The organism is Roseibium sp., assembly GCF_025698965.1.
GTDB lineage: Bacteria > Pseudomonadota > Alphaproteobacteria > Rhizobiales > Stappiaceae > Roseibium.
Genome location: NZ_JAILWL010000196.1, coordinates 1 through 11,172, shown reverse-complemented (window position 1 = coordinate 11,172; position 11,172 = coordinate 1). Strand labels below are relative to the sequence as shown.

At 55.5% G+C, this 11,172-nt stretch carries 10 protein-coding genes and 1 pseudogene; 1 reads left to right on the top strand and 10 read right to left on the bottom strand.

The genetic code is table 11. The annotated features are described in order from the left end of the window. From K5905_RS16540 to K5905_RS16515, 6 genes and pseudogenes are all read right to left on the bottom strand, one after another. A pseudogene (locus K5905_RS16540) lies at positions 1-645 on the bottom strand (alpha-D-ribose 1-methylphosphonate 5-triphosphate diphosphatase); the annotation flags it as partial. 176 nt (positions 646-821) lie between these two features. Then, complete coding sequence (locus tag K5905_RS16535) at positions 822-1,646, bottom strand: phosphodiesterase (RefSeq protein ID WP_297585836.1); 825 nt, start codon at positions 1,644-1,646, stop codon at positions 822-824. Between the two features lie 72 nt (positions 1,647-1,718). Next, positions 1,719-2,984, bottom strand: coding sequence for an extracellular solute-binding protein (locus K5905_RS16530; RefSeq protein ID WP_297585834.1), 1,266 nt, complete (start codon positions 2,982-2,984; stop codon positions 1,719-1,721). Between the two features lie 125 nt (positions 2,985-3,109). Continuing rightward, positions 3,110-4,045: a carbohydrate ABC transporter permease gene (locus K5905_RS16525; RefSeq protein ID WP_297585832.1), complete on the bottom strand. Its 936-nt coding sequence runs from the start codon at positions 4,043-4,045 to the stop codon at positions 3,110-3,112. Then, positions 4,042-4,962: a carbohydrate ABC transporter permease gene (locus K5905_RS16520; RefSeq protein WP_297585831.1), complete on the bottom strand. Its 921-nt coding sequence runs from the start codon at positions 4,960-4,962 to the stop codon at positions 4,042-4,044. The genes K5905_RS16525 and K5905_RS16520 overlap by 4 nt, the downstream gene beginning before the upstream one ends. Next, positions 4,962-6,119: an ABC transporter ATP-binding protein gene (locus K5905_RS16515; protein ID WP_297585830.1), complete on the bottom strand. Its 1,158-nt coding sequence runs from the start codon at positions 6,117-6,119 to the stop codon at positions 4,962-4,964. Before K5905_RS16515 ends, K5905_RS16520 begins: the two co-directional genes overlap by 1 nt. Before the next feature lie 115 nt (positions 6,120-6,234). Here K5905_RS16515 and K5905_RS16510 point away from each other — a divergent pair, with 115 nt between their 5' ends. Next, complete coding sequence (locus K5905_RS16510; RefSeq protein WP_297585829.1) at positions 6,235-7,125, top strand: LysR family transcriptional regulator; 891 nt, start codon at positions 6,235-6,237, stop codon at positions 7,123-7,125. Positions 7,126-7,151: 26 nt separating this feature from the next. On the opposite strand, the gene K5905_RS16505 is transcribed toward K5905_RS16510, so the two are convergent. The 4 genes from K5905_RS16505 to K5905_RS16490 form a co-directional block, all read right to left on the bottom strand. Next, positions 7,152-7,748 carry an NAD(P)H-dependent oxidoreductase gene (locus K5905_RS16505; RefSeq protein ID WP_297585828.1) on the bottom strand — a complete coding sequence of 199 codons (597 nt, stop codon included), beginning with the start codon at positions 7,746-7,748 and terminating at the stop codon, positions 7,152-7,154. A gap of 51 nt (positions 7,749-7,799) precedes the next feature. Then, the gene (locus K5905_RS16500) at positions 7,800-9,206 is read right to left on the bottom strand and encodes an FAD-binding oxidoreductase (protein ID WP_297585827.1); all 1,407 of its coding nucleotides are present in this window, start codon (positions 9,204-9,206) and stop codon (positions 7,800-7,802) included. A 2-nt stretch (positions 9,207-9,208) separates the two neighbouring features. After that, entirely contained in the window at positions 9,209-10,528 is a 1,320-nt protein-coding gene (locus K5905_RS16495; RefSeq protein ID WP_297585825.1) for a cytosine deaminase, read from the bottom strand. Next, on the bottom strand, positions 10,529-11,172 hold a 644-nt coding region (locus K5905_RS16490; RefSeq protein WP_297585823.1), incomplete at its 5' end, for an ABC transporter permease. It abuts the gene before it with no gap.

Sequence of the window (11,172 nt, the reverse complement as noted above, 5' to 3'; positions counted from 1 at the left end):
GTTCAAAAGCGCGCGCGTTGACTGTTCGGCAGCCGCACGGGTGTCTCCGGTATCGGCCATGCGGCGCTCGATATAGGCCTCGATATTCTTGCTCTGACGTCGCCCCGGCAGGTGCTCCATTACCGAAACCATTCGAACAATATCCTTGCCGATATTCTCTTCCGTCAATCGATCAGTCTCTGCATCTGTGATCTCACAGCGCAAATGCACCAGATGCTCAGCACGGAACATTCCGGCAAGCTGGGCTTTTTCCAGCGCGTCCACCATCGGCGCCAGGACCTCGCGCCTTTCCGGCTTTGACACTGTTGCCCCGACGCACAGGCTGTCAAAGACGGTGGTTATGCCGCTGCCAATAATCTGCGCGTCATGGGCAAGAGCGGCTCTCAACGGATCCCAACGTACATGCGCACGCGGATAGACATGCTTTTCGAAGTGATCGGTGTGAATATCGATCAGCCCCGGGAGAAGGAAATCTCGCTCCAGATCCTTGCCGCACTGCGGTGCGTGCCCCGCATCAACACTGACGATCTTGCCTTCACTGACACTGACGTGGCCGGTAATGACTTCGTCACCCAGGACAATCCGGGCATTTTTCAACACAACCAATTCACTGCCGATGGGCACGCGATTGTCTGCAAAAGTCATGAAAGCTCCTTCCGGCGGGATATCAGCATGGTCGGCCTTTTAAGGCAGAAAAGCCTTCTACTCCCAATCCCGGCACAGATTGTGACAGTTTCAGCAAGAGACCATGACAAGTCAGGGAAAAGGAGCAGAATGAAGCTTTGATAGCGCAAAGAGAATGCAATCTAAGGAGATCGGGGTCAACGTACCATCGTCAACCGGTTCCAGTCGGCATAGTCAGGAGACCCTTCGCGGCGGATTTCACCCTGGTAGCCATATTCTACCAGATGCACCATGACACTTGTCTCGTCCGCCAGGACGACCGCGTAGCTTTCCGGCAGGTCGGAGGCGCTCAGGTTGTGCTCACTGCCAAAATCCGGCCACCCCGCGTGGTTGGTTCCGCGCGGTGCGCTGAACGGCACTCCGTGGAGCGATCCGGACAGGAGCAAATGGCAATGACCATGGAAAATATGCCGGATCTTGGACGCATGCTTTTTCACCAGGGCACCGAACTCTTGCGCATCCTGAAGCATGATCTTGTCCATCGGAGCAATTCCGATCGGAACCGGATTGTGATGCATGAACACAAAAACCGGTCCGGCCGAGGAGCTTAACCTGTCATCGAGCCATTGCCTGCGAACATCGCAAAAAAAGCCTGCATGCGTATCGGGGCCCCAGGTATCCAGCAGGATTGCCTGACCGACAGGCAATTCCAGCACGGACTGAACAAAACCGTTTTCATCGGCAAGTTCGGGAAAGACCGAAAGGAACGTATCTCTTTCATCGTGATTGCCGATACAAAGGTGCACCGGGATCGAAAGATCTGAGATCATCTCCTTGAGACGCTGATAATCCTCTCGATCTCCCCAATCAGACAAATCGCCGGTGATGACCAGACCGTCGGCATCCGAATGATGCGTCAGGGCATGGTCCAGAGCTTTCCTGAAATTGTCGTTCGGCTCGCGTCCGCCGATCGTGTCTCCAGGTCTTGTCAGATGGATATCCGTGAATTGAAGAAGTTTCACCGCTTCCTCCAAATGGTTGTTCTTGATGAAAAACGCCGCCCGAAATCGGGCGGCGTAAAGAAGCTGCATTTCTTAGTTGTTGGAGGGCAGCAGATCCTGCGTTTCTTCCGCAAGCTGCTCCTGAAGTTCGCTCATGTCGTCATATTCGCCGGTGACGATACCTTCGATACCGTCATAGATCACTTGCGTGATCGCCAGACCGTTATCGCCCGGATAGGCCTGCCAGTCGCGCAGGAGAGGCAGCTGACGCACGGCGGTCTCCTTGTTGGGATTTTCCTTGTAGAAATCGGCAAGGATCACTTCGTTGGCTGCCTTGTTCGGCGGCATGTAACCTGTTGTGCGTGCAACTTCGGCCGCGCCCTGACCGGAAGTGATGAACTTCAGCCATTTCCAGGCGGCATCAAGTTCTTTGGGATCTTCGGAAGTCGACACCAGCATGGCAGCGTTACCACCTGCCGGCAGCCCTTTCGGACCGGACGCTTCCAAACCTGGGAACTCGTTGGTTGTGAGTTCGAATTCGCCCTTTGAACGCTCGACCGCGCCCAGCGCCGAAGTGGACCAGAACATCATTCCGATCTCGCCGGCGGAAAAAGATGCCAATGCCGCTTTCCATTCGATATTCTGCATGTCGCAACCACGAAACAGAGACTTCATGGTTTCAAGCGACTTCAGGCCTTCCGGAGAAGCGATCTGGATGTCGTTGCCTTCCATGGTCGCCTTGTCCTGGGACCACATCAGCGCCTGAAGGAACCAGTTGCCGGTGATGTTCCAGCCCCAGAACATCGGGTTCCTTACGCCAGCATCACGCAGTTTGCCGCAGGTCTCGACAACCTCATCCCAGGTTCTAGGCAGCTGATCCGTTGACGTGATGCCGGCTTTTGCCATCACATCCATGTTGTAATAACCGACCGGCAGGGACACCGAAAACGGCAGGCCGAAAATGTCGTCGTTGAATGTGCCCAGCGCCAGCATGGCATCGTGATAGCCATCCTTCGCGAAGTCCTCTTCCTTCAGGATGAAAGGCTCCAGCGATTTTGCGATGCCTTTGTCCACCAGGATCGCCTGGCGATTGAGACCTTGCATCGTCACATCCGGCAATTCACCCGCAACAGCTTCTCGCAGGATCGTATTCGAAGCATCTTCGTAGGATTCGTAAGCGGCGCGGATTTTCACTTCAATATTCGGATACTGCTCGTTGAACATCGGCAGAATCTTTTCGTAAGTCACATCAAACAGATGAGAATACGGATAGGCAAATTCGATGGTGATTTTTTCGCCCTCCGCCTGAGCCGATCCGGCCGCCAGCAGAAAAGCGATTGCGGTTAAACACTTTTTCATGGAACTCTCCGTGGTGTTGCCACGGGTGCGGCCCGGTCGCCAAACTGTCCGCACCCGGTTGATCCCGAACGGGATTTCGGTAACGGGACCGCCCACCCGGGCGGTCCCGCCAAAACGATCTGCAGCTATTTCATGCCGCTCAAGGTGATGCCTTCGATGAACCGGCGCTGCGCGATCAGGAACGCCACGATCAGCGGAGCCACGATGATTGTTGCCGTTGCCATCATCGGTCCAAAATTGTCGCCATCCGCATCGCCCTTGAACTCTCGCAATCCCAGCGGGGGCGTGAACAGTGAGCGATCACCGGTGATGACAATGCGAGGCCAGAAATAATCGTTCCAATGGGCCACTACCGAAAAAATCGCGAAGGCCAGCAGCGCCGGAACGGCTGTGGGCAGCATCACATTCCAGATAATGGAGAATTCGCTCATGCCGTCCATGCGCGCAGCATCGATCAGATCGTCCGGGACTGTCATGAAAAACTGACGCATCAGGAAGATGCCGAAGACTGAAATGGTCCATGGAACGACCAGCGCAGCGTAGGAATTGGTCAGCCCTACCTTGGCCAGCATGATGTAAAGCGGCAGGGCAATCGCATGAACCGGGATCAGCAGGCAAAACAGAACAAGACCGAAGACCGCCTCCCTGCCCCAGAACCGAAGCTTAGCAAGCGCATAGGCACAGGGTAGTGCCACTAGAACCTGAATGACGAAAATCGAAACGGTCACCACCAGACCGTTGACGAGATACCGCAGCAAGGGCGCTTTCTCGAAAGCGGTCGTGTAGTTGTAGATGATCGGGGTCACCATGCAATCGGCGATATCCCTGCCCAGCTTGATGCAATAATCGTCTCGGAAAAGCTCCTGTGCGCCGAAGAAACCGCCGGTGTTCTGCATGATTTCCGCAGGGCTTTTGAAGCTGTAACTGACCATCACGTAAAACGGCAGCAGAACGATCAGGCTACCTAGGATCAGCACGACGTGTTTCACGGTTTCAGCGGTTGAAAACCGGAACGAAGCCAGACTGACAGACGGCGTTCCCTGCAGAGCTGTTTCACTCATGAATAATGCACCCTTCGTTCAATCAGCCAGCGCTGGACCAGCGTCAGGAACATCACGAAGGCAAGGAACACCACGGTGATCGCGGCGCCAATGCCCATGAGGTTCTGCTGGATGGCTTTTTCGTAGATGGCGAACATCATCACGTAGACAGACTTCGATGGTCCGCCCCCTTGCGGATAAAACGCTTCAACGGTGTCGAAAACCTGAAACGACCGGATGAAGGAAATCGTGACGACAAAAACAGTGGTCGGACCGAGCATCGGCCAGGTGACCAACCAGAAACGATCCCATGCCGTTTGAGCGCCATCCATTTCGGCGGCGTGATACAGCTCCCGAGGCACGGAAGTCAGCCCTGCAAGATAGAGCACCATATTGAACCCGAAGCCTTGCCAGATCCCGATAAAGGCGACCGTCCAGATGGCATAGTTCCGGTCCGTCAGCCAAAGCGGAAAGCCGCGCTCGCAGCCATTGGCATACCAGCTCCAGCTTTCCAGAAACGTTCCGCAGCCGCGCTCAAGTGTTGAGTTCACAATTCCGATCGTCGGATGAAAGGCGAACTCCCAGACAATTGCCATCGCGATCAGGGCCGCCATGACGGGAAGAAAATAGATGGTCTTGTAAAGGTCGCCCAAGCGCCTGGTTGAGTTGATCAGAAGCGCTGCCCCCAGCCCCAGACCGACGGACAGTGGCACGACGACGAACACATAGCGGAAAGTGGCGCCAAACATCTTTTCGTAAGTCGAACGCGTGAATATTTTTTCGTAGTTTTCCAGACCGACGAAATCAGCTCCCGGATTGCCGAGGCTGTAACTTGTGAAGCTGAGACCGGTCGCAATACCGATGGGCATCAGCAAGATGACAACCATCAGAAAAAGTGCCGGACCGACAAACCACCAGTGAGCGTTGGTGCCTTGCATCACGCCACCTCCGCCACGCTTTCGTGTGCCGCATTGCTGAGGCCAAGACGCCCACCGTCCTTGCCGAACACCATCGCATGGCCACACAAGCGCTTGAAATGAACGGTCTGTCCGATCGACACAGATGTGCCTTCGTCCGGTGTTGCACGCAAAACTATCCGGTGAGCGGCATCAAGAACCGAAACATGCAGATAAATATCCGCACCTAGATTTTCCTTGTGCACGACCTGACCGGTCAACGATTCCAACGCACCCTGCTCGCAAAGAGCCAGGTGTTCAGGCCGCAGACCGAGTGTGATGGATCCCACGGTCTCATTCGATGTAATTCGAGACAAAACCATTCCACCGCAACGAACGTGGCCGGCTTCGTCCAGAGTTCCGGGCAGAAGATTGATTTTCGGCGCTCCGACAAATTCGGCAACGCGAATATCCATAGGATCGTTGTAGATCTTTTCCGGAGAACCCAGTTGCAGAATTTGCCCCTCCATCATAACCGCCATCCGGTCGGACATGGTCAGCGCTTCAGCCTGATCGTGCGTGACGTAGACGAATGTCGTCTTCAGCGACCGGTGAAGTTCGGCAAGCTCCGAACGCATGTGAATACGAAGCGCAGCGTCCAGATTGGAAAGCGGCTCGTCCATCAGGAATGCCACAGGCTTGCGCACCATCGCCCGCCCGAGGGCCGCGCGTTGCCGCTGTCCACCGGAAAGCTGTCCCGGCTTACGGTCGAGCAGATGATCGATCTTGAGTACTCGGGCTGTTTCCCCGACCTGGGCGGACATTTCGCGGTAACGTTCTCTGGCTACCACGGGACCAAGAAACGGCAATCTCCCCGCAAACGACAGGTCGCGCAATCGCAACGGCGTCATCATGTTCTGCGCAACACTCAAGTGCGGATAAAGCGCATAGGACTGAAACACCATTGCAAGGTTGCGGTTTGCAGGCCGAACGTTGTTTACCGTCAGCCCATTGATCGTGACAGATCCTTGATCCGGCATTTCCAGTCCGGCCAGGATACGCAGCAATGTCGACTTTCCACACCCCGAAGGCCCGACAAGTGTCAGGAATTCTCCGTCGGTAATGTCCAGATCGATTCCGTTCAGGACCGGCGTGTTGCCGAAGCTCTTTTCAATGGCGGATAAGGAGATGGACGTCATCTGTTGCTCCCGTTTCTGAAAGCAAACTAGCGAGACAGATTGAACCGCATGTGACGTAATATTAGCGTCGCTTATGCGGCATATGGTTTGACAGCGCCTGCAACACGGAACTGTCATGAACGCCTCACCCAGCCCCTATCAGATCAAGGCCTTCACTTACGTCGCCCGCGAGGGAAGCTTTTCGGAAGCAGCAAAAGCCCTGGGGGTCACGCAATCTTCCATCACACAGCATATTGCAAAGCTGGAGCAGCATATGGGCACCCAGCTCTTTGTCCGCCGAAGAAGCGGCCTGGAGCTGACCCGCGCAGCCAGGGATCTTTTTGCTATTTCGGACCGGCTCGCGACCATGGAGCAGTTGGTCAGCGAAAAAATCAGTGATTACAGCGCCCTTTCAAACGGGCATATCCGTTTGATCGCAAACGCACCACGCCCGGCCATGCCGATCATAGCCCAATATGGCAAGCTTTTTCCTCAGGTTCAGATTGATTTCACGCTCTTCAACTGGACCAGTTCGATGTCCCTCTTGGCGGAACGGCAGGTGGACATCGCAATCATTACGGAACCGGCTACGAGCGCTTCCCTCTTTACCCTCGAATTGCGCAGGTCGAAATACAAGGCGCACATGCGCAACGACCATCCTCTTGCCACCCGCAAATCTATCTCTCTTGCCGATCTTCAGCCCGAAACCCTTGTGCTTCCCGAGGACGGTTCGCTGACGCAAAAAATCGTTCGAGCCAAGTTGCAAGACCACAAGATCGAGTTTCCCAGGCTCCTGCGAACGACCACGTTTCCGATGGTCAAGGAAGCGATATTGCATAATCTGGGTATCGGCCTGCTTCTGGAAGAAAGCCTGTTCCCTTCGGACACACTGGTTGCAGTTCCGGTTGACGAAATGCCGGAGGATTATCGCGACTGCATTGCAATCCCCGCAGACAAAAAGGATCTGCGAGTCATTCAGAGTTTTCTGAATGTAGCCGTGGAGGTCAGAGCTGACGAAGCGCTCTGATTTTGATGAGGTTTGAGATAACCGGTTCACCTGGACAGAAAGGAAGCGACTTTAGACTTGACCTTTGCCAGATATTGCTCCCGGCTGGACTGGGTTGACGTATCCATTTTGTAGTGTGCCAGATAAAGTGTTTTGCATCCCGGTTTTGCCAGATACTTGATCCCCCGCAGAATGATTTTCCGCCCCGGCTCGCCGATCAGTTTCGAAATCCACCAGGACGCCCCGCATGTCGTGACGATGGCGATATGGGTGACATTGTGCATTTTGGGCCGCATTGGATGGGTGTCGGTTGGCATTTCGAACGTTTCATGCGGCACCCAGACCCGCTCCAGCCAGCCTTTCAACATTGCCGGTTGGGCAAACCACCAGGTCGGGTAGACAAAGACCAGCGCCTCGCACCACTTGATGTCCGCAAGATCGTCTGCCACCGGCAACGTGTTCGCCTCCGGTGCGTGATATCCACGGCGTTCATCTTGGCTCATGACCGGATTGAAGCCTTTGGCGTAAAGATCCGTCAGCCTGACGTCGTGTCCCTCTTCTTCAAGTTTTTGCACCACCGTCTTGCAAATTGCCGCGTTGTAGCTTTCCGGACAGGGGTGGCTGAAAACAACGAGAACGCGCATGCACTTGGCCTTTAAGAAAATTTAAGTTCACAAATCGAGGTGAGACTTGATTCAGGATCGCTGCAGACCTGGAAACAGGTAGAAGTGGTGGCTCGAAAAATCGTATTCAGGATGTTCCCAGGCAATCATCTTCCCCGGGTTCAACAACCCTTTGGGGTCCGCCCGCTTCTTGAAGGCAAGCTGCACTTCATCGGTCTGTTTCATGCCTCCCTCTTCCAGCGTGTATCGATGCGGATTGAAGATCGGGCAGCCATTTTCCTCGTGCAGGCGGATGATTTCATTCAGCCGTTCTTCGGTCGAATAGCGCACGATCGGCAGACCGAAGCATGTGATGTTCCCGTCAAAGCGCACAAACTCCAGATGGCCAGGCACTTCATCCCCGAACATTTCGTGCATCTTGCGCACGAGATCCACCTGATCGGGGAACGGATAGAGCACTTGAAGATAGGTGATCGTCGGATCGACCCTCAGTCCTCGAAGTGTGGTGTGGTTCCAGGACAGTTCATATGCGGGCGGCAGACGTTTTCTGTCGTCGTCCGTTGCCTTGTCGGACCGATAGAGCACCTCCCCCTTGCCATGCCGGCGCGCAAAGGCGTCGAAGGCATCCATTGCAAATGGCGCGACCATCAACGCGGCAACGGACTGGTCCTTGCGAATGAACTTCTGGTGTCGCAGGAAATAATCGTGCGGCAGTGGCGCAGCAATCGGAGCGATGTTCTTGAGCAGCAAACCGTCGAGATTGGCCAGTTCGTTTGAAAAGGCGGCCGCATCCATGAAGTCGTCGAAACCAACAAGAACGTCGACCCAGTCATAACCTGCCGTCAGTGGCATCTCGACCTCGGTAATGATGCCGTTCGTACCATAGGCATGCATGACCTTCTGAAGATCGTCGCCAGTCATTTCCAGAACCTGCGGCTCGGCCTCCATCGTCAGAACGCGCAGGCGGATCACATTGCCAAGGTCCCTTAAGCCACCCCAGTTGATGGACCCGACCCCGCCGGACCCACCCGCGATGAACCCACCGATTGTCGCCGTTCTGTACGTGGACGGGTGCATGCGCAATTCCTGGTTGGAATGCGCTTTCGTTGCTATGTCGATCTCGGACATGATTGCCCCAGCCTCGGCAACAACGGATCCTGCCTTGATTGCCTTGATGGCTGTCATCTCGGCAAGACTGAGCACCACACCGCCGGAAAGCGGCATTGCCTGACCGTAGTTTCCCGTGCCCGCGCCCCGGGTCGTGACAGGGATCTCCGCGGCAAAACAAGCTTTGAGGACACGAATGATCTCTTCTTCGGACCGCGGGGTAATCACGAGATCGGCTGTGACATCGTCAAGCTTTTCCTTCAACACCGGTGAGTACCAGAAAAAGTCCCTGCTTTTCTGTTTCACGATCAACGGGTTGTCCTCGATCTGCAGGCCGTCAAGGTCCGTCCTAAGTGTATCTATGGCACTCATCTTCAGACCTGCCTTTCCCGCATAAGGTGATCGAGTTCCCGGTAGTCCGGTAATGTCGTGTCGATGCTGACGCCCCCGCGGATCACGTCTCGCGGTCCGGATGGGCGTGAGAGCAGTTCATTCCAGTTTCTCGCCCCGAACACGACAAGATCGGCTTCGCGCCCGATCTCGAGGCTTCCATGCGCGACTTGCATCAATTCGGCCGGGGACGTGGTCACACAGCTGATCCAGTCGCCAATCGGATGATCGAGCTGCAGAATTCTGGTCGCCTGCGTATAAACCTCGACAAGGTCCAGATCACCGTAGGCGTAAAACGGATCGCGGGTGTTGTCGGATGCAACGGCGACCTTGATGCCGCGCCTGCGCATTTCATGCAGCAAAGTGACGCCCCGCCGGCGCGGTGTCCGTCCTGCCTGACGGTCCTGAAGATACATGTTGCACATCGGCAAGGTAACGATGGCAATCCCGGCCCTGGCCAGCAGGTCCAGCGTGCGATCCACTTCGCTGTCGTCGTGAACAGACAACGAGCAACAGTGCCCACAGACAATCTGCCCCTCGTAACCGAGCCGCAACGCGGTTTCGGCAATATGACGCAGAGTGACCGCGGCAGGATCAAGCGTTTCATCCACGTGGAAGTCCAGATGCAGACCCCTGTCCATGGCTGCGCGAAAAATCTGCTCCAGATGATGGTCCAGGTCCGGTACCATGTAGGTCACTGTTCCCATGACACCGCCTGCCGATGCGACCCGGTCGGCAATCGGCACCAGATAATGCTGATCGGTCAGAAGTCTGTCGATCCCGAAAAGGCAGACTGCCTGCAGATCGATCCGCCCTGCCCATTCCTGGCGTATTTCCTCAAAAACAGGCCAGCTGATCGCCTCTTGAGGCGGAACGCTGTCGATATGCGTGCGAATGGCCGAGGTCCCGTGGGCGAAGGCACATTTAAGCGCGAATTCCATCCGTGCCCGCACATCGGCAGCGGACCAGTTCACCTCGCGATCTTCCCCGACCGCATTCATCGCGCCCATGAAGGACCCGTCCGGGTTCGGTTTGCGTGACCAGATGTGCCCCTTGTCCAGATGCGTATGCAGATCGACCAGCGTCGGCAGAACCATACCTCCGTCCAGATCGAAACCGCCATCGCTGCCAGCCAGAGTTCCCGCGGGTACGATCCGGATAAGCCTGCCACCGGAAATTTCCAGATCAAGGGCAAGCAGGCCCGAAGTTTGTCCTTGCCGGTCTCCTGAAATCAGGCAGGAAGGCACGGTTGCATTTCTGAGTATTCCCGAGCCTTCCAGTCGGTTCGTCAGAACCTTTCCCATTCAGCCCTCCCGCTTCAGCGCGCTCTCATGCCACTTGCGCAGGAGAAGATGGGACAAAAGGTTCATCGACAGGAAAATGAGTACACCGGTCACCGAAATCAGCAAGAGTGCTGCAAACATGCGGGGCATGTTCAACCTGTAGCTCGATTCAAGGATCTGGTTCGCAAGACCGGAACCGGATCCTGCGGTTCCGGCAACGAACTCGGCCACGATCGCGCCGATCAGCGACAGCCCACCCGCTATCTTCAATCCACCGAGAAAGTACGGCATGGCCGCGGGGAGCCGCAGGTATCGGAGGGTCTGCCAGCGGCTCGCCCCATACATCCGAAAGAGACTTTGCAAATTGTGATCAGCCGAATTCAGCCCCAGTGTGGTGTTGGAGAGAATTGGAAAAAACGCAACGATCCAGGCGCAGATCAGAAGGCCGGCTGCAATTGAATCCACGTAAATCAAGATCAAGGGTGCAATGGCGATGATTGGCGTGACCTGTAAAATCACGGCAAAGGGAAAGAAGGAAATCTCGATCCACTTGGATTGCGTGAACAGGACCGCAAGCCCCAGACCACCGGCAGTGGCGACAAACAGGGCCCCGAATGTGATTTTCAGAGTATTGAACAACGCTCCGGAGAGGATTCCCCAATCCT